At 48.8% G+C, this 25,842-nt stretch carries 20 protein-coding genes, 1 tRNA gene and 1 pseudogene; 14 read left to right on the plus strand and 8 right to left on the minus strand.

Going from position 1 to position 25,842, the window contains the following annotated elements; genetic code table 11:
- Nucleotides 1-27 precede the first annotated feature (27 nt).
- The 3 genes from FJM67_RS08685 to FJM67_RS08695 form a co-directional block, all read right to left on the minus strand.
- On the minus strand, nt 28-2,016 hold the full coding sequence (locus tag FJM67_RS08685) for a methyl-accepting chemotaxis protein (protein WP_181161460.1): 1,989 nt from the start codon (nt 2,014-2,016) through the stop codon (nt 28-30).
- 228 nt (nt 2,017-2,244) lie between these two features.
- Nucleotides 2,245-2,321: transfer RNA gene (locus FJM67_RS08690), tRNA-Ile, on the minus strand.
- Between the two features lie 86 nt (nt 2,322-2,407).
- The gene (locus FJM67_RS08695) at nt 2,408-3,559 is read right to left on the minus strand and encodes an iron-containing alcohol dehydrogenase (protein WP_140588481.1); all 1,152 of its coding nucleotides are present in this window, start codon (nt 3,557-3,559) and stop codon (nt 2,408-2,410) included.
- Between the two features lie 112 nt (nt 3,560-3,671).
- Here FJM67_RS08695 and FJM67_RS08700 point away from each other — a divergent pair, with 112 nt between their 5' ends.
- Nucleotides 3,672-5,111 (plus strand): flavohemoglobin expression-modulating QEGLA motif protein, encoded by a 1,440-nt coding sequence (locus tag FJM67_RS08700; RefSeq protein ID WP_219845936.1) that lies wholly within the window; start codon nt 3,672-3,674, stop codon nt 5,109-5,111.
- A 36-nt stretch (nt 5,112-5,147) separates the two neighbouring features.
- On the opposite strand, the pseudogene nfsA reads toward FJM67_RS08700, so the two are convergent.
- A pseudogene (gene nfsA / locus FJM67_RS08705) lies at nt 5,148-5,868 on the minus strand (oxygen-insensitive NADPH nitroreductase).
- Nucleotides 5,869-6,103: 235 nt separating this feature from the next.
- Between nfsA and FJM67_RS08710 the strand changes: the two are divergent.
- The gene (locus FJM67_RS08710) at nt 6,104-7,192 is read left to right on the plus strand and encodes an MBL fold metallo-hydrolase (protein WP_140588483.1); all 1,089 of its coding nucleotides are present in this window, start codon (nt 6,104-6,106) and stop codon (nt 7,190-7,192) included.
- A gap of 184 nt (nt 7,193-7,376) precedes the next feature.
- On the plus strand, nt 7,377-9,587 hold the full coding sequence (katG, locus tag FJM67_RS08715) for a catalase/peroxidase HPI (protein ID WP_140588485.1): 2,211 nt from the start codon (nt 7,377-7,379) through the stop codon (nt 9,585-9,587).
- A gap of 81 nt (nt 9,588-9,668) precedes the next feature.
- On the opposite strand, the gene FJM67_RS08720 is transcribed toward katG, so the two are convergent.
- From FJM67_RS08720 to FJM67_RS08735, 4 genes are all read right to left on the minus strand, one after another.
- Nucleotides 9,669-10,436, minus strand: coding sequence for a TSUP family transporter (locus FJM67_RS08720; RefSeq protein WP_140588487.1), 768 nt, complete (start codon nt 10,434-10,436; stop codon nt 9,669-9,671).
- 57 nt (nt 10,437-10,493) lie between these two features.
- Complete coding sequence (gene hepT, locus FJM67_RS08725; protein ID WP_140588489.1) at nt 10,494-10,922, minus strand: type VII toxin-antitoxin system HepT family RNase toxin; 429 nt, start codon at nt 10,920-10,922, stop codon at nt 10,494-10,496.
- A gap of 2 nt (nt 10,923-10,924) precedes the next feature.
- Nucleotides 10,925-11,314 carry a type VII toxin-antitoxin system MntA family adenylyltransferase antitoxin gene (gene mntA, locus FJM67_RS08730; protein WP_219845938.1) on the minus strand — a complete coding sequence of 130 codons (390 nt, stop codon included), beginning with the start codon at nt 11,312-11,314 and terminating at the stop codon, nt 10,925-10,927.
- A gap of 149 nt (nt 11,315-11,463) precedes the next feature.
- Nucleotides 11,464-12,843, minus strand: a complete 1,380-nt coding sequence (locus FJM67_RS08735) for a glycine--tRNA ligase (protein ID WP_140588493.1) — start codon at nt 12,841-12,843, stop codon at nt 11,464-11,466.
- Nucleotides 12,844-13,033: 190 nt separating this feature from the next.
- Here FJM67_RS08735 and FJM67_RS08740 point away from each other — a divergent pair, with 190 nt between their 5' ends.
- The 11 genes from FJM67_RS08740 (at nt 13,034) to FJM67_RS08790 (ending at nt 25,836) form a co-directional block, all read left to right on the plus strand.
- Nucleotides 13,034-13,471 carry a DUF3429 domain-containing protein gene (locus FJM67_RS08740; protein WP_140588495.1) on the plus strand — a complete coding sequence of 146 codons (438 nt, stop codon included), beginning with the start codon at nt 13,034-13,036 and terminating at the stop codon, nt 13,469-13,471.
- A 3-nt stretch (nt 13,472-13,474) separates the two neighbouring features.
- Nucleotides 13,475-13,888: a thiol-disulfide oxidoreductase DCC family protein gene (locus FJM67_RS08745; RefSeq protein ID WP_140588497.1), complete on the plus strand. Its 414-nt coding sequence runs from the start codon at nt 13,475-13,477 to the stop codon at nt 13,886-13,888.
- Nucleotides 13,885-14,601 (plus strand): SDR family NAD(P)-dependent oxidoreductase, encoded by a 717-nt coding sequence (locus tag FJM67_RS08750; RefSeq protein WP_140588498.1) that lies wholly within the window; start codon nt 13,885-13,887, stop codon nt 14,599-14,601. Before FJM67_RS08745 ends, FJM67_RS08750 begins: the two co-directional genes overlap by 4 nt.
- A gap of 152 nt (nt 14,602-14,753) precedes the next feature.
- On the plus strand, nt 14,754-15,467 hold the full coding sequence (locus FJM67_RS08755) for a GntR family transcriptional regulator (RefSeq protein WP_140588500.1): 714 nt from the start codon (nt 14,754-14,756) through the stop codon (nt 15,465-15,467).
- Nucleotides 15,468-15,503: 36 nt separating this feature from the next.
- Entirely contained in the window at nt 15,504-16,385 is an 882-nt protein-coding gene (gene prpB / locus FJM67_RS08760; RefSeq protein ID WP_140588502.1) for a methylisocitrate lyase, read from the plus strand.
- A gap of 89 nt (nt 16,386-16,474) precedes the next feature.
- Complete coding sequence (gene prpC, locus FJM67_RS08765; RefSeq protein WP_140588504.1) at nt 16,475-17,605, plus strand: bifunctional 2-methylcitrate synthase/citrate synthase; 1,131 nt, start codon at nt 16,475-16,477, stop codon at nt 17,603-17,605.
- A 452-nt stretch (nt 17,606-18,057) separates the two neighbouring features.
- Nucleotides 18,058-19,542 carry a 2-methylcitrate dehydratase gene (gene prpD / locus FJM67_RS08770; RefSeq protein WP_140588506.1) on the plus strand — a complete coding sequence of 495 codons (1,485 nt, stop codon included), beginning with the start codon at nt 18,058-18,060 and terminating at the stop codon, nt 19,540-19,542.
- A 205-nt stretch (nt 19,543-19,747) separates the two neighbouring features.
- Complete coding sequence (locus tag FJM67_RS08775) at nt 19,748-21,715, plus strand: methyl-accepting chemotaxis protein (protein WP_140588507.1); 1,968 nt, start codon at nt 19,748-19,750, stop codon at nt 21,713-21,715.
- A 68-nt stretch (nt 21,716-21,783) separates the two neighbouring features.
- A complete protein-coding gene (locus FJM67_RS08780; protein ID WP_140588510.1) occupies nt 21,784-23,784 on the plus strand; it encodes a GNAT family N-acetyltransferase in 2,001 nt (666 codons plus the stop codon).
- Nucleotides 23,785-24,022: 238 nt separating this feature from the next.
- A complete protein-coding gene (locus tag FJM67_RS08785; RefSeq protein WP_140588511.1) occupies nt 24,023-25,015 on the plus strand; it encodes a TRAP transporter substrate-binding protein in 993 nt (330 codons plus the stop codon).
- A 143-nt stretch (nt 25,016-25,158) separates the two neighbouring features.
- On the plus strand, nt 25,159-25,836 hold the full coding sequence (locus FJM67_RS08790; RefSeq protein ID WP_140588513.1) for a TRAP transporter small permease: 678 nt from the start codon (nt 25,159-25,161) through the stop codon (nt 25,834-25,836).
- Nucleotides 25,837-25,842: the final 6 nt, after the last annotated feature.

Below are 25,842 nucleotides of genomic sequence, written 5' to 3' on the forward strand. Positions count from 1 at the left end.
AATATTGTCAACATCTGACAACCTCCCTTAACGAATCTTATATGAAGACACCTCGTGCAGTACTTGATCAAAGCGTTTCATGGCTTGTTCAGTACCCGTTTCAGTATCGGTAACTGCATCCAAGATATGATGGGAACGCTCATTCACAGTTTGCACATTACGGTTGATGTCTTCCGACACCTGTGATTGCTCTTCCGAAGCTGTCGCTACTCGCTCGATGGTTTGGTTAATGGTATCGATTGAGGCAAATAAGGAGCGCATCATTTCTACGTTTTGATTCACGACGCCAGAAGTATCCGTCGCCATTTTGGAGCAACGATCCATAGAGGTGAGCGCACTTTGACCAGAACGAACCAAAGACTCAATCATGGTTCGAATTTCCTCGGTGGAGTCTTGCGTGCGTTGGGCAAGGCTGCGCACCTCATCCGCCACTACGGCAAAGCCGCGGCCTTGCTCGCCAGCGCGGGCTGCCTCTATCGCCGCATTCAGGGCGAGCAAATTGGTCTGCTCGGCAATTGACTCAATGGTCTGCAATATGGAACTAATCTGTTCCGTCTGATCGGTAACTTGCTGCACCGCTTGGAAACCGCCTTCGACTTCATGGCTCAACGAACTAATGGAGCCCAAAATGTTATCCATACGGTCACGACCTTGGTTACCTTGCTGTTGAATTTGCTCGGTTTCCTTGGCGAGGGATACCATGTCCTCGGAAATGGTATTGCTCGTCAACGACATTTCTTCCACCGCTGAGGCAATTTGATCGGTACGATTAAATTGATCTTTTGTCTCTGCTAATGCCGCTTGGGCACGACCGAACAGAGACTGCATGCTGTCCCTCGACTGCTCTGACAAGTCATACAACAAAGAGAATGATTTGGATAAATGCACTAGGTGCTCATTCAATGCGGTGATAATCTCACCCACTTCATCGTCAGCGGTATTGGGGATCTTTTGGGTCAAATCCCGGTCTTTGGCAATCGCCCGTAGTACGTTATGGATCAATTCAACACGGGAGGCGACCGAACGAATTACGCTACGAATCAGCCACAAGACAGGAACCGTCACCACGAATAACAACACAAGCAGCAAAGTCATACGCTGCTTGCTGGCATCCACGTTGGCCATTGCACTTTGGGCAACCCGATCACCGATATTGTCCGCCACACCTTTTACTAAACCGATGCGTTTCGTCGCGATGGCAAACCAATTCTCTGGGCCATTGATAGCGCTAAGATCTTTAGCCTGACTAAATGCCAATACATGAGTATCCACCGCTTGCCATTCACTGGCTTTCATCGCTTGATCCAATTCTGCTAAGGACGCAGTACTAGCAAAGGCACGAAAATCCTGTAGCCTACGCGTTTCATCGCTTAAATACCCCAAGATCTCGGTGTAGCGTTGCGGGCTTACCGATTTGGCCGCAAACACACCATTTAGCGCCCCACGGTACTGGCCGATACGCTCTTTCATCCATTGCAGACTCAAGCGAGCGTTGAGCATATGGGCAAGATCCACATCGCTAATATCGGTAATCAAATACTTGATACTACTCAGTGCGGTAGCATTCAGCTTGGAATAGTAAGCAAAAGCGCCGTTATCTGGAGCAAGTTGATCTATTTTATTTCGTACTTGTTTTTTACCATCGAGTAAACGCAGTACCGGATCAACTAAAGCTTCCAACTCGGCGTCGGTCAACTGATCAAAATCCGCCGCGGTTAACGCCCGCAGCCGCTGAGCTGATTCATCGGCAACGCCACGTTGCTTGAGCATCGCCTCCTTGCCATTAACGCCCTTCGACCCCAGAAAGCCAGCCGACAAACCACGCTCTACAGCATGGTTATGGGCAACACTATCTAAATAACCGGAGAGCTTTACCATATCTTGGGCACGCTCCCCTTGGCGGATTTCAGCTAACTGGCCATTGATCAGCAGCCCAGCTAAAACCAGCGCCAACAGCACCGGTAGAAAACCGACCAAAGCAATAGCGTGGGAGACTTTTAAACGTAAAGCAGACATGAACATCCTCTTTCAAACAATGAACAGCAGTGCGAACGACTGCTGTAAAAGTTTCACGAATAAAAAGAATGGTCCATGAATGGAAATACGGCAAATTTTTCTGTGTTTTTGCCGACACAAAATTCAGAAGATACTTTGATGTTGAGAGAAGAATATTTTCTTTGATTAAAGGTGTTTCAGAACAGTAGAAATGAAAAAGGCCGCCAATACTGGCAGCCTTTCTGTATATGGTGGGCCTTCCGGGACTTGAACCCAGGACCTGCCGATTATGAGTCGGATGCTCTAACCAACTGAGCTAAAGGCCCCAAAAACGGCGCTCATTATAGCCACCCCCAGCATTAATGCCAATACAATGGGTGGAAATAATTACCGCTAAATCAAGGAGCTAGTTTTACATAGCAGCGCGGAAGATATCAGCCACTTCAGCATTGCTTAGCTCACGAGGGTTAGTGAGGCGGCAAACGTCTTTTTGCGCGTTCTCTACCATCTGGTCGATGTCTTCTTCTTTTACACCAAGCTCAGCTAAGCCTGATGGGATACCGACATCAGCAGACAAGGCCAAGATAGCATCGATGGCGTATTCTGCAGCGTCTCGTACAGATAGGCCTTCGGTGTTTTCACCCAAAGCAGCGGCGATATCTGCGAAGCGTTCCTGGCGTGCCATTAAGTTCACTTGGCATACATGAGGCAATAGCAGAGCATTACATACCCCGTGTGGCAGATTGTAGAAGCCACCAAGCTGGTGTGCCATAGCATGCACGTAACCTAGGCTGGCATTGTTAAATGCCATACCCGCTAGGTACTCTGCGTAGGCCATTTTGTCACGGGCTTCCATATCACTGCCACGGGCAACGGCGCGACGTAGGTACTGACCGATCAAGGTGATGGCTTGTAGCGCGCAGGCATCGGTAATTGGTGTTGCCGCGGTAGAAACATAAGCTTCAATCGCGTGGGTCAACGCATCCATACCGGTTGCTGCAGTCAAAGACTGGGGCATATCGACCATGAGCTCGGGATCATTAATCGCCACATCTGGGGTCACACGCCAATCAACAATAGCCATTTTCACATGGTTAGAAGTATTAGTGATGATGGTAAAGCGCGTCATCTCACTGGCTGTACCCGCCGTGGTATTAATAGCAATGTATGGAGGTAGCGCCGCTTTTGCTTGGTCTAGCCCTTCGTAGTCATGGATGGTGCCACCACTGGTGACCACCAAACCGACCCCTTTACAACAGTCATGGGCGCTACCACCGCCAAGGGAAATCAACATATCACAGCCGTTGTCTTGGTAGACTTTCACGCCATCGGCGACGTTGGTATCCGTTGGGTTCGGTACGGTTTCGTCGAATACTACCGACTCAAAGCCTGCCGCCCCCAAAAGTTCGGTGATTTTGGCGGTGTAGCCAAGCTGAGTCATCCCCTTATCTGCAACTACGAGTGGCTTCTTGCCACCTAGCATTTTAACGCGCTCTGGTAACGACTGTAGGGAACCTGGGCCCATCAAAGATACGGTTGGCATAAAAAACGCGGTAGTAGACATGTTGATCTCCTTGTGTTTGGTTTGGTTATTAGCCAAGCCCGATGCTAACCTGCCCACTTAGTTAGGATTCTGACAATTGTCAGTCTTTAGCCCGATGAAATATGAAGGTTTTGTGAGCATTTCTCTGCACAATCCATCAATTTTCGCTGTACATTTTCTCGTCTTGCCATACTATCAAAGTCGTTCACTGACCCGCCTGTATGAGACCCAAGGAATGCCTGAGAACCCCTATTTAACCCGCGTGCGCACTCTTTCCGACCGCCTGGTCGCGATTCAAAAACCGATCCAAATTCTGGATGCCATTAAATGGCCGAACCACATTCAAGAAACCTTCTTCGCCACTGGTGAAAAAGAGCTTCCTAAGATCGATCGGGAATTTTATAAGCAGCAAGCATTGAGCTTCGATGATCAAAAGGTATACGGGGAGTTGCTTGAGCTGCGGCGGGATATTAAGCGCCAACTGGGTAACAAAGACGGTTTAGGGCGAATCTTGCTTGATACAGTGGATCAATATCTCGTGGTAATCGACATGTTACGCCATCGTGGAGAACCTTTGTTTGGTGAGTCTAGTATCCGCTTGTATGGCAGCGCCCATGAAAAGCTGAGAGGGGATCGCAAAACCCTGCGCGAGGTGGGTGAACGTCTATGCGCGATTTTCTCCTCACCGGCAGTGGAACATTTAAAGCGTCCCTATGCCAACGACATTCCTGCCTGCCAGGCAGTGGACTTACTTGCTCGTAAACTGCATACCTATTTTAATGAAGGGGATATCAAGGTCATGCTTAGCAACGGTATCGTTTCCGATGCGGCAGCCGGTGGCGATACCATCAAACTGAATGAAAGCGCCATGTTTTCAGAGCTGGATTTACAGGTATTAGAAGTCCATGAGGGCTGGGTGCATGTGGGCACCACCTATAATGGCCGCGCACAGCCCTATGCCACTTGGCTTGGGGTTGGCTCCCCCCGTATCACCGCCAACCAAGAAGGCTTGGCCGTTTTAATGGAAACCCTCACCTTTAGCTCTTTCCCGATTCGCGCTCGGCGTATTAGCGACCGCGTGACAGCCGTCGCCATGGCCGAAGAAGGGGCTAACTTTATCGAGGTCTATAATCACTTTCGGGAAAAAGGCATCAGCCGTCATGACAGCTATCGGGTAACCCAACGGGTATTCCGCGGCGGCATGGTGGAAGGTGGGGCTGTATTTACTAAGGACATTTCCTATGTGAAGGGCTTTGTGGAAAACGTCAATTTTATCAAAAGCGCCATCGAATCTGGCGTGCCAGAAATCTTACCCATGATGTTTGTCGGTAAGGTGACCCTAGATGATATTCCGATTCTGTATCAGCATTACTTAGAAGGCACTATTGCAGCGCCTCAGTATTTGCCGCCCATGTTCCGGGACTTGAATGGCTTGTTCGTTTGGTTTGGCTTATCTAGCGGCATGAGTTTGGTCGATATGGGCAGTGTCAAACGCCACTACCGCAAGCTTTTCGATAAGCTTCCCAAAACGGCACCACTATTTGAAGCCAGCGCTGATATTGAAATCAACTAGAGAGTACGGGGGAGCTAGCACTCCCCCATTGTTTTACTACTTCAATTCAAACCCTTGTTGCGCCAAAAACTCCCGCATATGGGGGCGCAGTTTTTGTCCAAACATGCCCTTCATTTCTTCTGACCACACGGAATCCTTATTACCACCAGTACGGGATTGGTAATACTCGCGAATGGTCTGATCATAAGCCGCAACTTGAGTCTCATCATCCGCATCTGAATAGACATCTTGTTTCAGTATGGAAGCAACTGGTAAGCGAGGTTTCACTTCGGGGTCTTGAGCAGGGTAACCGAGACACATGTTTGGGAAGCTGTAACAGAGCACTAATTTCCGCCGGTTTATTCCGTACCGCGCCGATGTAGACCAAGCCAAGACCCACTGATTCAGCGGCAATGGCGACGTTTTGCGCCATTAGTGCTACATCTACCGTAGATACCAATAGCTGCTCTGTCATACCCATAACCGGATCAATTCCAGTGGTACGGGCGGTAGCTTCGGTGTTGCGTTTCATATCGGCACAAAATACCAGAAATTCCGCCGCCTCTTCGATGTAGGCTTGGTCTCCGGCGAGTAAACGCAACTTTGCCCGGTTTTCCGGGTTAGCCACACGAATCACACTATAGGCTTGAATATTATTACCGCTGGATGCCGCCTGCCCTGCTTCGATTAGGGTTTCCAATAAACCTTCCGGCAATGGTTGGTCGGTAAATTTGCGGATGGAGCGATGCTGCTTTAGCTGTTCAATAATCGGATTCATGTTCTGCCTCGGTCAAGGGTAGGAAGTGCATAACACCAACTTGCCACAGTCAAAAGGTCTGGTCAAAGTGAAAACTCGATCTGCATCATCAAAAAATTAGAAAGCTCTAATTTTAAGTCTATTCCGCGCTTTTTCCCTGTTTTTGTGATTACTTTGCCATTGTAAGCGCAGTAACCTAGGTGATCGTATTTTTGATGACCTAAACAACGAAATTAAGCGAGCGGACGAATACACAATGAAATGGTATTTTTGGGTAGTACTAGTATTGGCGGTGCTGGCATTAGGGGTTTACTTACTAAATTCCACGATTGCTGCCAAAGCCCCTGAATTTAGCCAATCTGATCATTATCAGGATGGAAAGTTCCATAATGAGCAACCCAGAATGGCGTTGTCGTTTAGCAAAAACATCGGGCTATTTTGGCGTTTTTTCACTGAAGAAAAAGTGAATACCATCCCCCCTAGTGTACCAATGAAGACTGTTTCTCGTGCCGAGCTCGACGCATTGAGCAATAACGAGGTGCATATTGTGAAGCTCGGCCACTCTTCTTTATTGATCAAAATGTATGGTGACTATTGGCTAGTGGACCCGGTCTTTGGTGAACGGGCATCACCGTTCTCATTTGCCGGCCCCAAACGCTTTCACCCAACTCCCATTACCCTTGAGGAGCTCCCCCCTATCCGTCGCGTTTTGATTTCTCACAATCACTACGATCATTTAGATAAACCCACTATTGAGTTTTTAGCCAAGTCGCAACCGCTATTTCACGTCCCCCTTGGCCTAAGTGGCGACCTTACGCGCTGGGGTATTCGCCCAACGAATATCACCGAGTACGACTGGTGGCAGGAACAAATGGTGGGCAATATTCAGCTCGCGTTTGCGCCAACCCAACACTTTTCTGGCCGCGGTATGAGCGATAGCAACATCACCCTATGGGGAGCTTGGATTATTAAAACACCCGATACGGCTATCTTCTTCAGTGGTGATTCTGGCTACTTTGATGGCTTTAAACGTATTGGCGAACGCTATGGTCCCTTTGACCTTACCTTTATTGAAACTGGCGCCTACGATAAAGACTGGGCAGATATTCACATGACCCCTGAGGAAAGTGTACAAGCCCACTTGGATGTCAAAGGTAAACTCATGCTGCCCGTGCATAATGGCACCTTTGATCTAGCCTTCCACGCTTGGTCTGATCCGTTTGAGCGGGTACTAAAAGCCGCCAATCAGCATCAGGTAACGTTAAGCACCCCTATTGTGGGTGAGGTGTTTACCCCGACATCCGCCCCAGTAGAGACCCGCTGGTGGCAAAACCTCGCTCAGTAATATTTCAGCTAGGCCAGTTTGCCCAAGACTGGCCTAATTGCGCCTCCCAGATCAATATTAAAAAAAGCTATTAATACCAAAAAATCATTAAATTAGGCAAATATCCACTTTGCATTCTATTGTTAACCCTAACGAAGGCAATCACCTTCACCACAACAAACAATAGCAATGCAAGGAGATCATCATGACAGCTTCACACAGTGGTAGCGGTATGGGTAAATGCCCAGTTATGCACGGCGCCAATACCAAAATGGGTGGCAATGGCACCACCAACCAAGACTGGTGGCCAAACCAGCTAAACCTGCGCATTCTGCACCAAAACTCCCAGTTGTCGAATCCCATGCAACCGGGGTTTGACTACGCCACCGAATTCCAGAAACTGGATTTGGATGCCGTCAAAGCCGATCTCTACGCCTTGATGACGGATTCCCAAGACTGGTGGCCAGCGGACTACGGTCACTATGGTCCGTTCTTTATTCGCATGGCATGGCACAGTGCGGGCACCTACCGTACCGGTGATGGCCGTGGTGGGGCTGGCTCTGGCTCCCAGCGTTTTGCTCCCCTTAACAGCTGGCCAGATAACGTCAACCTAGACAAAGCCCGCCGCTTGTTGTGGCCAATCAAACAGAAATACGGCAATAAAATTTCTTGGGCGGATTTGTTCATCCTCACCGGTAACTGTGCATTGGAATCCATGGGGTTCAAAACCTTTGGTTTCGCTGGTGGTCGAGTCGACATTTGGGAGCCAGAGGAAGATATTTACTGGGGCAACGAAAAAGAGTGGCTGGACGATAAACGCTACTCCGGCGAGCGGGACTTAGAAAACCCATTGGCAGCGGTACAAATGGGCTTAATCTACGTCAACCCAGAAGGTCCCAATGGCAAACCAGATCCAAAGGCATCCGCCATTGATATTCGCGAGACCTTCGCCCGCATGGCGATGAATGACGAGGAAACCGTTGCCTTGGTGGCTGGCGGTCACACCTTTGGTAAAACCCATGGTGCTGGTGATGCGGCCCATGTGGGTGCCGACCCAGAAGGCGCTGATATGGAACACCAAGGTCTAGGCTGGGTAAGTAGCTACGGCAAGGGCCATAGTGAAGATACCATCAGCTCCGGCTTAGAAGGTGCTTGGACACCTACACCAACCCAATGGGATATGAGTTATTTCGACACCTTACTGGGTTATGAGTGGGAGTTAGTGAAAAGCCCAGCAGGGGCTTGGCAGTGGATTCCTACCAATGGTGCTGGCGCGGATGCAGTGCCCGATGCCCACGTCCCTGGGAAATTCCATGCGCCAATGATGTCGACCGCTGACTTGGCCTTAAGAGAAGACCCGATTTACCGGGAGATTAGCGAGCGCTTCCATAACGACCCAGAAGCATTTGCGGATGCCTTTGCCCGCGCTTGGTTCAAACTGACGCATCGGGATATGGGGCCAAAATCTCGCTATTTGGGTAAGGAAGTACCCGCAGAAGATCTGATTTGGCAAGATCCAATCCCTGTAGCGAATTACGAGCAAGTGGATGCAAACGATATCGATCAGTTAAAAGCTGCGATCAAAGCGTCAGGCTTAACCGTATCTGACATGGTGCGTACGGCGTGGGCTTCTGCCTCGACTTACCGCGGTTCAGATAAACGTGGTGGGGCAAATGGTGCCAGAATACGTTTAGCACCTCAAAAAGACTGGGCCGTGAATGAGCCAGAAAAACTCAGTCATGTACTTTCCGTGCTAGGTCGGATTCAGGGCCAGTTCAACGAAAGTCATGACAAGAAACAAGTGTCATTGGCAGATGTCATCGTTCTCGCTGGTAATGTGGGTGTGGAACTGGCCGCAGAAAATGCTGGAGTCGCCGTAACGGTACCATTCCTAGCGGGACGAACCGACGCGACTCAAGAGCAAACGGATGTGGAATCCTTCGCGGTACTAGAACCAGTTGCAGACGGCTTCCGCAACTTCAGCAAACACCGCTTTACTGTGTCTGCCGAAGAAATGCTGATCGACCGTGCCCAGTTACTGACCCTGACGGCCCCTGAAATGACGGTGCTAGTGGGTGGCCTACGGGTGTTAGGAACCAATGTAGCTGGCAGTCAAGAAGGCGTCTTTACTGATCGTGTGGGCACCTTGAGTACCGACTTCTTTGTGAACTTGCTGGATATGAGTACCGCTTGGTTCCCGGTAGACGAAACCAAAGAGTCATTCCAAGGTCGGGATCGTACCACAGGTAAAATCAAGTGGACGGCGAGCCGTGTGGATTTGGTCTTTGGTTCAAACTCCCAGCTACGGGCATTAGCGGAAGTGTATGCTTACGACGATGCCAAAGAGACCTTTGTGCAGGACTTCGTTAAGGCTTGGACTAAGGTAATGAACGCTGATCGTTTTGATGTGAAATAGCCCCCTTCCTTATTTCACTTCTGTTTGGCGTTACCAACACCATCCCCGCTTCGGCGGGGATTTTTATACTTTTTGAAGCAATTAAGGCAGCACCCAGTGACTATGCTGTTCCCACAATAGCTTCAGCGCCATTGCCATGGACATAGTAATGACCAAGGGGCGAATCCACTGCTGTCCCTTGGCCACTACCATTTTTGATCCCAACTGAGCACCAAGGAACTGTCCAACCGCCATCACTAACCCCAACTCCCATACCGGCAATCCCGCTGCGATAAAGAACAACAGGGCAGCAAAGTTGGAAGTAAAGTTGAGCACTTTGGTGCGAGCCGTGGCCTCGACGATGGATAAGCCACCCAGCACGATAAAACCGGCGGCGAATAAGGCGCCCGTGCCGGGACCGAAGAAGCCATCATAAAACCCAACACTAAAACCCACTGTCAGAGCAAACATGTTTTCTGAAAGCTTGGCTTTACTGGGCTTGTTCGCTGGGGAAAATAGGAAATATAACGCCAGACAAATCAGCAAAATAGGGATAAGGCTATTGAGCAAACTGGTGTCGATACGGCGGACCAGCTCTGCTCCCACCCCCGAGCCAACAAAAGTACAGACAATCGCCCACTTTAATTGACTTAAAGAGACCATGCCTTTACGCACAAAGTAATAGGTAGCAGAAAAGCTGCCGAAGGTACCTTGCAGCTTATTGGTCGCCAACGCTTGCGCCGGCGGCACACCCGCAGCCAGTAAAGCTGGCACCGTAATCAAGCCGCCACCGCCTGCTATCGCATCCACAAAACCAGCGATGCTTGCCGCTAAAAACAGCAGCCCTAATATGTCGAGAGAAACATCCAAAATACAGCACCGCCAAGGGAGTGAATGAAAACAGGTGAAACAGGTAAATCAAACAGACTAGGAAAGATTCTGTTGCAACGCTTCCGTGCCAAGCTCAATAAAATCAAACACTTGTTGGTAATAACCATGATTGATAACTGAGCGGACAATTTCTGGGTCAATATTCAAATAGTCATGTACCAGAGCGTTACGTAAACCAATCACCTTGCGCCAAGACGCCAGCTTTTCCAAGCTCAAGTGTTGATGCTGAGCGAGCACCTCGAAGGCTTGATAAGCATCACTGGGGCTGAACCCTGCAACCGATTTAGCCCAGTGTTTTGCCACTCCGATCGCGGCTTCGATACTGACTTGGAGAGATCTCTCACAAGCCCGGTATTCAAAGGTGCTGAAATTACGCTGTTCTAGAATTGCTCGGAGTTGATCTAATTCCTTTTGATAAATCTCGGCATTGAGTTTAATCGAAGCAAGGTAATGTATATCGGCCATAATTAACCTCCAAACTGTTGTAAATGGTAGCGATAATCGAGCTCCGCTTTGGACATGATCATTCCCTCTGCCGCCAAACGAGCATCATGGTTCTCGCAGTGGAGCAATTTTCCAGAAATGATATTCATGGCTAGCGGTATTGGTACAGACTTTATATCTGCCACGCTGATCATACCTTCAGGCAAAGCGAGCTGTCGCTGCCAATCCAGTGCGAGCAATTCTGGCCGCAGCCGCCGCTCTAACGGGTCTGCAAGGTAGTCTCGAAATAAGATGCCTAAGTCAAAGTCGCTGTCATCTCTGGCAGTTCCCTTGGCTCGGGAGCCATATAACCAAAGTGCCGCTACATCAACGTTCTGTCGCGCTAAATTGACTATCTGTTGCAGCCTATCCAAAATCATCACCTTGTCCGATCAAATCACCATCTGAGCCTTAAATGTACTGCCTTTACCAACTAATTGCATTGGGATTGAGTTAGCGTTACACCAAAGAAAAAGCCGATGCATTGGGCATCGGCTTCTTTCACAAGCAGTGAACTGTGTAGTTACGCTTCTTGATTGACAAAGTAGTTAAGGATAAAGCTTGGCAAATCAGCCGTATTCACAACTTCTTGTGCCATGGTGTCGCGATGACGCACGGTTACCGGTGCACCTTCTTGCTCGATGGTATCAAAGTCAACCGTGATACAAAGCGGGGTACCCACTTCGTCATGGCGGCGGTAGCCTTTACCCACGTTACCAGTATTTTCAAACAGAATACGACCTAAGCCCAATTTTTGTAGGCGGTTTTTAATCGCTTTGGCAGCTTCGACGATCTCTGTTTTGTTTTTCTTCAGCGGCAATACAGCGACTTTGATTGGCGCTAGATGCGGTTTCAATTTCAACACGATACGACTAGAGCCGTTTTCTAACTCTTCTTCGGTGTAAGCTTCGGTCAATACCGCTAGCACACCGCGATCTAAACCAGCAGAAGGCTCGATACAGAAAGGCACCACGTTTTTGTTTTCTTCTAAGTCACGTACCGCAAGCTTAGTGGTAGAGTGCTCGTTTTTCTTCACTTTAGCCGATAGGCCAAACTCTTCTTGGGCCTTAGTGTGGGAACCTAGATCATAATCGGTACGGTTTGCCACCCCTTCTAACTCTTCATAACCGTGTGGAAACTTGTAAAGGATATCCACAGTCGCTTTTGAGTAGTGGGCAAGGTCATCACCAGTAACATACTCAAACTGGATGTTTTCTTCAGCTAGACCTTGATCCAACCACCACTGCTTACGCAGTTTCACCCAAGTGTCGTGCCATTGCTCGTCTTCACCAGGCTTACAGAAAAATTCCAGTTCCATTTGTTCGAATTCACGTACCCGGAAAATAAAGTTACGTGGGGTGATTTCGTTACGGAAAGACTTACCGATCTGAGCGATACCAAATGGCAAAGCGCGGGAAGTAGAGTCCACTACGTTTTTGAAGTTGGTGAAGATACCTTGGGCGGTTTCTGGACGCAGGTAGGTGTAAGACTCTTCGTTCACCATTGGGCCAACGTTAGTTTTGAACATCAAGTTGAAGTCGCGGGGCTCGGTCACTTTAGTGGAACCGCACTGGTCGCAGACTTTGATGTCTTTCATATGGTCAGCACGCATACGGGCTTTACAGTCATGGCAGTCAACCATTGGGTCAGTAAAGGTATCTTCGTGACCAGAATATTTGTACACATACTTATTTTGAATGATGGCAGCATCTAGACCTTCTACATCGTCACGGTCATAGACCATAGCGCGCCACCAAGCATCTTTCAGGTTATTTTTCAGCTCAACACCTAGCGGACCGTAATCGTACGCACCTTGCATACCACCGTATATTTCGCTGCCTTGGAAAATAAAACCACGGCGTTTACAAAGGGAGACGAGTTCATCCATCGTTTTTGCTGGCATTTTTCTGATACACCTTACTATTCGTGAATAATGGAGCCCTGGGGGATCGCTCCGATTTAGGAGACTTTACAGGGATAAGTGGCGGTCATTGTACTCTGCACCCCCCTATTGCTCAATGGCTGCGGCGGTGAACTAAGCGTACAACCAGTACGTATTAGGTATATTCGTTCACGGTTCTGGAAGGTTTTCTATGCTGTCTTCTTCACTGGTACAAAGACTCGGCTACGCTGGGCTAATTCCCTTTTTAATCACTGCCTTGTGGGCATGGTTTGACCCTAGCCATCAGCCGTGGGCCAACCAGCTGTTTGTCTATTACAGCGCCATTATTTTGAGCTTTATGGCCGGCACTCTATGGGGGCGTACTTTGCACACGGACATTGCTTCCCACCCTCAAGCCGTATTTATAACCACCAACATTATTGCCGTAACAGCCTGGCTGGTTCTGGCTCTTGGTTTTTTAACTATCGCAACCAGCGTTTTGTTACTGGGTTTCGTAGCTATTCTTTGGACCGAGCTACGCTACCTGCGATCTACTCCAGCCAGTTACCCAAACTATGCCACCATGCGTTTCGTTCTCACCACCGTCGTGGTGGCTTGTCACTTATTGATGCTATTCAGCGGGGAGTAAAACATGATTACGGTTTTCTACGATAGCCAATGCCCCCTCTGTGTCAAAGAGATGGCGCATTTGAAGCAATATGACCGACACAATCAGGTGATATTGGCGGACATACATGCACCGGATTTTGCTGTGTATTATCCTCATATTGATCAGCAGGATGCCTACGATGTGCTCCACGCCGAAACCGATGAGGGTAAAATTTTGCTAGGACTAGATGCTACAGTAGCTATCTGGCAGCAAGTGAATAAATACGCTTTTCTAAAGGTGCTCCGGTGGCCGGTCATTCGTCTTTTTGCCGATTTTGGTTACCGAGTATTTGCCCGCTATCGGGTCCCCATCTCCTTATTACTCACCGGTCAGCGGCGCTGTGCTAGTGGACAATGTGATCTTCCCAATAGCAATCCTAAGGAGATCAGCAAATGAGCTATTGTGCTTTAATCGTCGGTGCTAGCGGTGGCATCGCCCAAGCTTTAATAGATGAGTTGGCTAGCGATGAAAGTTGCCAACAAGTGTATGCCGTCTCCCAATCGGCTTTGCATGGTTTACCGGAAAAAGTAACCGCCACGCAGCTTAATTATGACGACAAGAGGATTCAGGAATATTGCGATACCTTAGCGCCAAGCTTTCCCATCACTAAAGTATTTATCTGTAATGGGGTATTACACGGGGAAGATCTGTTTCCAGAGCGCAAGCTAGAGGAAATACATGCGGACCAACTAAGCGCCTTGTTTCATAGCAATACCATCGTTCCTTCCCTATGGGTACGCTCTCTTATGCCTAAACTGAAGGGTCAGACCCCATGCTTTGTAACGGTATTTAGTGCCCGTGTTGGTAGTATCGCCGACAATGGCTTAGGTGGCTGGTATGGTTATCGTGCCTCAAAAGCTGCCCTCAATATGATGCTGAAAACCTATGCTGTAGAATATCGCCGTCGCGCGAAAAACGTTAAATTATTGGCGTTTCACCCTGGCACTACCGACACAAGACTGTCAAAGCCTTTCCAGCGGTCGGTGCCGGAAGGTAAATTGTTCACCCCTGCTTTTGTTGCTACGCAACTTCTATCCCTGTTGGAAAACTTGCCACTCGACGGGGAAGCCAGTTATAAAGATTGGGAACACAAAGACATCCCTTGGTAAGCCTCTAAGCGCCCAACATTGTCGACAATTATTACCAATATATGAATTTCAAACCTAATACCTAAGTATAATTGTCGACAATCCACCTTGATCTATACTGATTTCCACACTATAAACAGTCTCATTGTTAACACTTTGATGGATGCTGAAGTTTGGAAAACGTTACCCCGATCAAATCTGCCACCTTATCCGATGACTTGGCACAACAGCTGACCCAAGCCATCGTTGAGGGTTCTATGGCCCTTGGCAGTAAAATTTCCGAGCCAGAGTTGGCGAAACGTTACGGCGTTTCTCGCGGTCCATTGCGTGAGGCGCTGGTGAAGTTAGAAAGCCTCGGCCTGATCACACGCACCGCCAATGTTGGCGCTCGGGTTATTGATCTGAAAGTGAGCGACTTAATGGACACCTTTGCCATGCGCGAGGCATTAGAGGGCATGGCCGCTCGGCAAGCAGCGGAGTCCATGGCTGATGAAGAAATCCAAGCCCTGTATCGGCTATTGGATGATCATCAAATGTTCCTTGATAACAACCAAGACGAACATTACACCAGCCAGTCCGGTAACGAAGACTTCCACCAGCGCATTATTCAGGGCAGTCAAAACCAAAAATTGATTCGTCTGCTAAACCAAGATTTATACGCCACCATCCAATTGTATCGCCGCCATACGGCGGACTCCCGCCCAGAACCGCGCCAAGCATTGCGGGAACACAAAGCCATTTTGGACGCTATCGCCAATCGCGAGGGTGACTTGGCAGAGTTATTAATGCGTCGACATATCAGTCGCGCAGCCAACCTACTAAAGAAAGCCATGCTTCAAGAGAGCGTGGTGAATGAGAAAAGCAGCCGACACTCGGCACAAAAATAACAACGAAAGTCGTCAAACAAGACAAGTGAGGACAGTATGACCACAGCATCACCCGGCGCTCGCTTTCGCCAAGCGGTAAAAGAACATGCTCCGTTGCAAGTAGTGGGCACAGTAAATGCCTACTGCGCCATGATGGCCGAACAAACCGGGCACAAAGCCATTTACCTGTCTGGCGGCGGTGTGGCCAACGCTTCCTACGGTTTACCAGACCTAGGTATGACCGACTTGAATGATGTACTAGAAGACGTACGTCGTATTACTGCAGCGAGTAGCTTGCCACTATTGGTTGATATCGATACTGGCTTTGGTGGTGCCTTTAACATCGCCCGCACTATCCAAAAGATGGAAAGCGCTGGCGCTGCTGCGGTACATATCGAAGACCAAGTGGCGCAAAAGCGCTGTGGTCACCGTCCAAACAAAGCCATCGTCACCCAAGCTGAAATGGTAGATCGCGTCAAAGCCGCCGTAGATGCCCGCAACGATGCCAACTTTGTCATCATGGCCCGTACCGATGCGCTAGCGGTTGAAGGTATGCAGTCTGCGATTGAGCGTGCCGTGGCTTGTGTTGAAGCTGGGGCTGACATGATCTTCCCAGAAGCCATGCTGACTCTTGAGCAATACCGTGAATTTGTAGATGCAGTGAAAGTCCCGGTACTCGCCAATATCACCGAGTTTGGCGCTACTCCTTTGTTTAGCAAAGAAGAGCTCGCCACTGCCGGAGTAGAAATCGTGCTGTACCCACTAAGCGCCTTCCGTGCCATGAACAAGGCTGCACAAAATGTTTACCAGCACCTACTTGATGACGGTCATCAGCGTAACGTAGTCGATACCATGCAAACCCGCATGGAGCTTTACGATTACTTGAACTACCACAGCTACGAGCAAAAACTCGACGCGCTATTTTCGCAAGACAAATAACCACTCGTCTAAAAGACAAATAACAATAGGCCAACGCCATAGCAGTAAGGTGGCGTTTATCTCGCTAACAAGAATAATGGAGATACGACATGGTAGATAAAGTACTTTCAGGAGCAGGCTTGCGTGGCCAAAGCGCTGGTGAAACCGCCCTTTGTACCGTTGGTAAAACGGGCTCTGGGCTTACGTACCGCGGCTATGATATTGAAACCTTGGCAGAAAAAGCCTGTTTTGAAGAAGTCGCTTACCTGCTGCTATACGGTAAATTACCTAACCAAGCTGAATTAGATGGCTATCGTGCTAAGTTAAAATCCTTACGTGAATTGCCAGAAGCACTACGAGCCGCGTTGGAATTGATTCCTAAAGATGCCCACCCCATGGACGTGATGCGTACCGGCTGCTCTTTCCTTGGCAACTTGGAAACTGAAGCAGACTTTAGCCAACAACAGGACGTGGCTGACCGTTTAGTAGCCACTCTCCCGGCGATTATTCTCTACTGGTATCGTTATAGCCATGACGGCGTGCGTATCGACACCGTGAATCCGTCGGTTGACAGCTTAGCTGGACACTTCTTGGCGATGCTGCACAGTGACCAGCCAAATCCACTGCACGAAAAAGTGATGAATGCGTCTCTGATTCTTTACGCAGAGCATGAATTTAACGCCTCAACCTTCACCGCCCGTGTATGTGCTTCCACCCTTTCTGATATGCACTCCTGTGTAACCGGTGGCATCGGTAGCTTACGAGGCCCACTTCACGGAGGCGCCAACGAAGCGGCAATGGATATGATCGAGCCTTGGCAAACCGCCGATGAAGCGGAAGAAGCCATTATGGGAATGCTAGCGCGCAAAGAGAAGATCATGGGCTTTGGTCACGCTATCTACCGTGAACGGGACCCTCGTAATGACATTATTAAGCAGTGGTCGAAAAAGCTGTCTGAAGAAGTGGGTGATACTCACCTGTATGCTGTCTCGGAACGTTGCGAAGCCGTGATGTGGCGTGAGAAGAAACTGTTCTGTAACGCAGACTTCTTCCACGCGAGTGCTTACCGTTTTATGGGCATCCCAACCAAGTTATTTACCCCGATTTTCGTGTGTTCACGGGTTACCGGCTGGGCGGCTCACGTGATGGAACAGCGTGCCAACAACCGCATCATTCGCCCAAGTGCAGACTACACTGGGCCAGAGAAAGCGGCTTGGGTTGATATTGCTGATCGGGATTAAGTTAACGGCAGTAAGCCGGATGGAGATGCTTTGCAGCGCCAACATCTGGCTGGGGTGGCAGTCATACTCTCTACGCCGGGCGCGTTAATCATCCCTGATAAAGCGCCCTATTGCGCCATCCATGGCGCGGGCTTAAGAGAGAAATGACTGCCGCCTTTACGAAGAATGAAGCTGGATGGTGGATGCTTTGCAGCAGCGTCAGGATGACGCGGAAGGTCGTTGGGGCAGGACGCCCCACTAGACCGGTGGAAAAGCACCACCATCTGGCGTGGTAGCAGAGTTACTCTCTACGCCGGGCGCGTTAATCATCCCTGATAAAGCGCCCTATTGCGCCATCCATGGCACGCGCTTAAGAGAGTACGACTGCTACCACTTATAAATATCGAGGTAGTGCAGAAACAAGCGCTGCTAATGATCTGAATTACAACGCGATTAAGCGAAGAGGAACCAACATGAGTGCAAACGTAGATTTAAACAACCGTCCCGATTACGACAAAGTCATCCAAGACATCGCGGACTACGTTATCAACTTCAAAATCGAAAGCGAAGAAGCCCTAGATACCGCCCGCAACTGCCTGATGGATACCCTAGGCTGTGGCCTGTTGGCACTACGCTTCCCAGAATGTACCAAACACCTAGGGCCTATGGTGCAAGGCACTGTCGTACCAAATGGCGCCCGTGTTCCCGGCACCTCTTTCGCCCTTGACCCAGTTAAAGCCGCTTGGGATATCGGCTGTATTATTCGCTGGCTCGACTACAACGATACTTGGTTAGCCGCTGAGTGGGGCCACCCATCAGATAACCTAGGCGGAATTTTGGCCGTAGCCGACCACCTGTCTCAGGTTCGCGTTTCCCGTGGCGAAGAACCACTGACCATGCGTCAAGTGCTAGAAGGCATGATCATGGCCCATGAAATCCAAGGCGTTATCGCCCTAGAAAACTCCTTCAACCGCGTCGGTCTATGTCACGTACTCCTAGTTCGCGTTGCCTCTTCTGCTGTAGTAGCCAAAATGATGGGCGGCAACCGTGAGCAAATCATGGCAGCGATTTCCCAAGCTTGGGTGGACGGTTCCGCACTACGTACATACCGTCACGCACCAAACGCCGGTTCCCGTAAATCTTGGGCGGCGGGGGATGCCACTTCCCGTGCCGTACGTTTGGCGGACATGTCTCTGCGCGGTGAAATGGGTATCCCAGGGGTATTAACCGCGCCGCAATGGGGCTTCTACGATGTGTCTTTCTCGAAAACCAACAAAGACCAGAAAATCAAAGCGGACGCGGACCGTGAGTTCAAATTTACGCAGGATTACGGCACTTATGTAATGGAAAACGTGCTGTTCAAAATCTCCTTCCCAGCTGAGTTCCATGCCCAAACCGCCGCTGAAGCCGCTGTGACCTTGCACCCACAGGTAAAAGACCGCTTGGATCAAATCGAGAAAATCGTCATTCGTACCCACGAATCGGCTATCCGTATCATCTCTAAAGTCGGCCCATTGGCAAACGCCGCTGACCGTGACCACTGTCTGCAATACATGGCAGCCGTGCCGCTAGCGTTCGGCAACCTAATCGCCGAGCACTATGAAGATGACTTCCATGCCGCGAATCCGATCATTGACGAGCTACGTGAAAAAATGGAAATCGTCGAAGACGAGCGTTTCACCCGCGAATACCTAGAAGCCGACAAACGCTCTATCGCCAATGCAATTCAAGTCTTCTTCAAAGACGGCACCAGCACCGAAGAAGTATCTGTTGAGTACCCAATCGGCCACCGTCGTCGTCGCGCCGAGGGTATCCCACTACTTGAGAAGAAATTCAAAGCCAACTTAGCAACTCGCTTCCCTGCTGCTCGTTGTGCTGACATCTTCAGTCTGTGTAAAGACCAAGCGGAATTAGAAGCGACTCCAGTACATAAATTTATGGATAAATTTGTTATCTAAAATCCCTTAGCTCACGACAACGGCGCCGCAATAAAATTGCAGCGCCGTTTTTTTTTACCCCAAGGGGACAAAACCTTGTAAATTTTTGATATAGATTAGTAAATGTACTGTATGAAACTGTGAGTAAACGTAAGAGAATTGAGCTATAAATATAGCTAATTTATTATTCTGGATGAAAACCATTCTCACTAAGTAAGGTGGCTCCATGCTAGCTCGGCTTCGCTCAATCTCACTGCCCAATCAACTCGCATTGGGATCTTTTATTGCAGTTTTACTAATATTTGTTGTACTCATTGTCTTTATTGAGCAACTCTTTAAAGACAAACTCAACGGTATCGTTACCGATCACCAATTAGTAGAAACCCAATTAATTGCCCAACGCCTTGAAAATCAATACAACATGATTGGGGATTCTATTTCCCTGTCTGCCAGTGGCATTAATTACGACCTTGGACGCAATATAACGGGCCAAGCCGGAGCATGGAAGTTTGATGGTGGACCATTTGCCGATGCTAGCTACACCCTCGCCAGTATGAAGAAAGGCGTCAAAGCCGACATCGCCATTTTAGATACCAGCAAAAGCGGAGCTAGCGTCTTAGTTACAACACTAGGTGCACTACCCAAGCAGCTTTCTCTACCTGAGGGAAAAAAGACCTTCACTGGGAAATGGCGTATCAACAATGTTAATTACTACGCACACTTGCAACCTATCTCCGGTAAAGACGGGCTCAGTTTTGCGCTGCTTGTACCATTCCAAACAATTTTATCCTCAATCCGTGATGAATTAGGACAGATGACTTTTGGTAAAAAAGGCTATGTTTATGTTACCGATGCAGGTGAAGACAAAGGTCAGCTACTGGTTCACCCAAGTGAATCAGTAATTGGCAAAAACGTGTTTGAGTTATTCCCAAGTGCCAAATCAGCATTCGAAGAAATGCACCGCGGTCACGAGGGCGTAGTCACTTACACAATTCAAGTCGCTGGCCAAGATACAGCTCAGGAAGAATCCAAAGCCATTTATAACCACGTAGATGGCTGGAACTGGGTTGTCACTATCAAGACTTACAGTGCCGAGTACCAAGAAGAAATCAACTCTGTGCTTTACTACGTAATCGGAATTTGTGTTCTTGCGATCATTACCCTGTCTAGTATTTTATGGATCCATATTAAGTCATCCCTCAAGCCGTTGGTGGAAATTACCAATGGTGTACAAGAAATTGGCCAAGGCAACCTATCTTATCGATTTACTCAAGACCGTGACCCTAGTAGTCGTAACGAGACTCATCAATTGCAGCTATCTATTCAAGGTATGCGTGATGGCTTAATCGATTTGATTAACAAGGTACAGCTGTCAAGTGTGGAATTGCTCAATGCAGCCAAAGCCATTACCGTAGCCAACACCCACTTAATCCAGAGCGCAAATCAAAGCACAGATACATGTTCTCAAGTTGCCTCAGCGATTGAACAAGTCTCTGCCTCAATCGAGGAGGTGGCGAATAGCTCTACGGAAGTGTCGGAAGAGACGGTTTCGGTGAATCAGATCACGACTCAAGGCTACAATGCTACGAAGCAGGTCGAAAGTACGGTAGCTAGTTTATCCACTTCTTTTGAACATGCGGCACAAACCATACAAGAAGTAGAATCTAGCACCGAAAATATTGGTAATGTGGTCAATGTGATCAATGCCATCGCGGAGCAAACCAACTTACTTGCATTAAATGCTGCCATCGAGGCTGCCCGTGCCGGTGAACAAGGCCGTGGCTTTGCCGTAGTAGCCGACGAGGTACGAGTATTGGCGCAACGCACACAGCAATCTACCGAAGAAATCCAGCAAGTAGTAGAACGTTTGCAACAGGGCAGCCGCGCAGCCGTTGCCACCATGCAACAGGGCCGTGACCAAGTTGCCAAGAGTGTGAAGCAAGCCACCGATGCCGGTGAGCTATTAGCGAAGATCAATCAGTCCATGGGCATTGTGTCTGAGGGCATCGCTAATGTGGCCGCTTCCACTGAAGAGCAAAGCGTGGCTGCCACTCAAATCCGTGGCAATGCAGAGGATTTACGCAACGAAGCGTTGAATACACTCAAAGAAGCGAAAAACTCTCAACAGGAAAGCCAGCGTATTAACCAGTTAGCTCAAGAGCTGCAGCGGAATCTGACGCAATTCAAACTCTAACAGGTTTCACGGCTTGTGATAGTATAAAGGCACGCTGCGGCGTGCCTTTTTGCTGCTCAGGATTTTCCATGCTCAATTCTCTTCATCGACATTGTGTTTGGCTACAAGCCAATTGGACCGACTGGCTACCTGAGCTACTGGCATTTCAATCGACAAAACTCGCGATAATCACCGATGACGAGGAGTTAGCGACCAATATCCCTCTTGGTTTCGTTATATCGACCTCTAAAGCTAAACAATTACTCGGCCAAACATTAGACATTTTGGTACTAGATGTACGCTGGGGTTTGTCTTTAAGCCAGCTGAGTCTATTAGCGGGCTGTGTCAGAGGCGGTGGCATCTTTGCTTTATATACGGGCAACATTCTGTCATGGTTAAAGGCCCCAGATCATCAACTTGATCGTTACCTACCCTGGCCACTCACGTCGGCCCAAGTTCCGCAGCCCTACAAACAGCTATTTTACCGAGCCTTACAGCAGGGGCCGTTTACGGATTATTTCCCTACTACCATCCCAGGGGTTGAATCAGAGAGCCTAGAACTCACCCCAGCACAGCAGACCGTTCAAAATAGCTTAACCTGCACACCCGTGACGCTATTACTCGCGGCCCGAGGTCGAGGTAAATCGACCTTGCTTGGAGCTGCTGCTGCCTATTGGCAACAGCAACACTATAGCGTGGCGGTTTGCGCAGCGAGTCGCCAGCAAACCCTCGCCGGTGCCGAGCAATTTGAACAAAGTCGGCAGGTCAACTCGCCCTTTCCATTTTTCTCGCCAGACAGTTTATTAGCCTCGACCCAACACTTTGACTTACTGCTGATAGATGAAGCCGCCAGTCTGCCAGTACCTGTATTAGTTGGCTTGCTCAGTCATGGTAAACATGTGGTGTTCTGTAGCACCAATGACGGCTATGAAGGCTCAGGCAAGGGCTTTGGTATTAAGTTTCGCCAATATTTGCGTCAGCAAGGGATCAGCTTCATAGAGCATAATCTGCTTACTCCCACCCGCTGGGGGGAAAATGACCCATTGGAATTATGGCTGGAAGCCCTACTGTTTTCGGGCACCATGAGAGTGGCTCAGAAATGGGTTGAAAACACACTCAACATCCAGGCTTATCATTCCCAACAATGGCTAGAGCAAACGGATTTACTGGATCAGACTTTTTCTCTGTTGGTGAACGCCCACTATCAAACTACTCCCGATAATAAAAGGTGGCTAGTCGATGACCCTAGTGCAACTACGTTCATTGCAACACAGCAGGGGCAAGTCGCTGGAGTATGCCTTACCACCAGCGAAGGGGAGCTACCAAGAGAGCTAGCATTACAAATTGAGCAAGGCTCCCGCCGCCCTAGAGGGCATCTTTTCCCCCAATCCATGCTGGCCCACGGGGGCTACAGTGATGCCTACCAATACCGCTATTGGCGTGTTAGTCGCATCGCGGTAAGCCAAGCACACCAGCGTCATGGCATTGGCAGTGCACTGATTGCTGAAATTCAGAGTAGAGCCGTTAGCGCTAATGTCGATATGCTCTGTACCAGCTTCGCCTTTGATAAAGACGTGCTCGCGTTTTGGCAATCTTTAGGGTTTAGCGTGGTTCGTGTCGGTGTGAGCAAGGACAAATCCAGTGGCACCTATTCCATTATGATGGCTAGAGCCATCAAGCCCGCAGCACAACAGAGCTTGAGCAAATGGGTGGCGGAATTCCGCCATCACTTCGTGTGTGGGTTACCACTGCGAGTTCAAGACTTGGATTTAGTGTCCTGTTGGCAGTTAACTCAGCCCCTCGGCGAAGCGACTGAGAGTCTTCCCCTGAGCGATACTTTACGTCACCACTTAGGCCTATTTGCCCATTATTCCCGCCCTTTAGAAACCGTACAAACCCTGCTGTGGCAAGCATTACAGCCATGTTGGCTTAGCTCAAACCGAACAGAGACAATCTTGCTACTGACTCGTGTGGCTTTTGGCGAAATTCATACCGGCAACTGCCAGCAATTTGGCTTCAAGGGCAAAAAAGACTTTATTGAACAAGCTCGCCAGAACGTTGCTTGGTTACTCAGCACCTACGAAAAATAGGCGGATTTCCACACATATCAAAAAGGTGAATGGGTTATATGTCCCCCACTCTAGCTCAGCAGCCCCCTCAAAAAAACCGCCAAAATTAAAATTTAATTCTTTAAAAACAAGCAGTTAAATAAATACCTAAATAGTTGGCACCAAATGTGTATATAAGAAGACTACGCGAAAAATCGCAACCTCGTTTGGCTACGGCCAAGCACACAATAATAACTATGCACTTTGGAGTCGTATAACAATGAAAAAAATCAGCCTAGCTCTTACAACCGTTGCTCTTGCACTGACTGCTGGTACCGCTGCTGCGAACTGTGATTCTGGCGAGCGTGTGGTTAAGTTCAGCCACGTAACCGGTGGTACTACTCACCCTAAAGTAGTGGCAGCAAACAACTTTGCTGAGCGCGTAAACACTGAAATGAACGGTAAATTGTGTGTTGAAGTTTACCCAAACTCTACTTTATTCGGTGATTCAAAAGAGCTTGAAGCCCTTCTATTAGGCGATGTGCAACTGCTTGCGCCATCTTTGTCTAAATTCGGTTCATACACTTCCAAGTACGGTGTATTCGACTTGCCATTTATCTTCAAAGATATGGATGCAGCGATTCGCTTTACCAAAACACCTGAAGGTAAAGGCCTACTAAACGAAATGGATGAATATGCCGGTTTCGTTGGTCTAGGTTACTGGATGTCTGGTATGAAATATTTCTCTGCCAACAAACCACTAATGGTACCAAGCGATGCTAAAGGCTTGAAATTCCGTGTACAAACGTCTGATGTAGCGAAACAAATGATCGCAGCCATGGGTGCTTCTCCACAGGCGATGGCCTTCTCCGAAGTATACGGTGCTCTACAAACAGGCGTTGTGGATGGTCAAGAAAACACTTGGTCTAACATCTACACGCAAAAATTCTACGAAGTTCAAGATAGCATCACCGAAACGAACCACCAGTTGTTAGCTTACTTGTTCATGACTTCTTCTGAATTCCTAGACAGCCTAAGCGATGAGGATCGCGCCCAGTTCCTAGCGATTGCTGATGCTGTGACCCAAGAAGCCAACGAATCGGTAAAAGCGAAAGAAGCAGCTAACCGTGAAAACATCCTGAAAGCTGGCGGTAAGATCAACTCGTTAACTCCGGCACAACGTAGCGAGTGGGTTGAGACGATGAAACCGGTTTGGAAGCAATTTGAAAGTGATATCGGCAAAGATCTAATCGATGCCGCTGCTGGTGCTTAAGCGCACCCGATAACGAGCAGCAACGACTGGCCCGGCCGGGCCAGTCTTCTTACTCCTTCACTCCTGTTCAATACACGCTCCTGCGCCATTTGCTGGGGTGAAGGGTATTTTTTGCTGTATTCCTAAGTTTAGGAGAGAAAGTCATGGCATATTGGCCTCATTTGTACCTACTCATTTTTATCATAGCCCTTTGGCTATTAGAAAAACGCTTTCCCGTTTTCATGGAAAAGCTCGAAGAAAACCTATTGGTAATCGTCATCTCTTCGATCATGGCCGTGTCTTTTGGCCAGGTAATCGCCCGCTACGGCTTTAATACAGGGTGGGTAGCCGCACTGGAGTTCAATACCGTGATGTTCTCCTGGCTGATCTTGCTAGGCATGAGTTACGGCATCAAAACCGGTATTCATCTCGGCGTGGATATACTGCTTAACGCTGTCCCCAAACCCATTGCGAAAACCTTGTCGTTAATTGGTGCTGCCGGTGCCTGTTTATACGGTTTAATTTTATTGGACTCTACTTGGCTAGCTATGTTGGGCGTTGATGTGCGCGGTGGAGCGATCGAGTACTGGCACAAAATGTACCGCATCGGCTTGGGTCAAGATGAGCTGCGTTACCCAGCCTTTATGGTGGAATGGTTTGATCTTAAACCACGCCTACACCGCTGGATTGTATTGATTGTATTACCGATTGGTTTGGCCTTGCTGTCCTACCGTTCACTGCAAGCGTTCTGGGCGATTGCCACTGGCAAACGCGAGATGCTGATCAGTGGTCACGAAGCAGCAGACCTTGTTGAAGAAAATAAAGGCGCCTTGAAAGACTAAGCGGTT

It is taken from the genome of Maribrevibacterium harenarium, from assembly GCF_006385675.1.
Taxonomy (GTDB): Bacteria; Pseudomonadota; Gammaproteobacteria; order Pseudomonadales; family Marinomonadaceae; genus Marinomonas; species Marinomonas harenarium.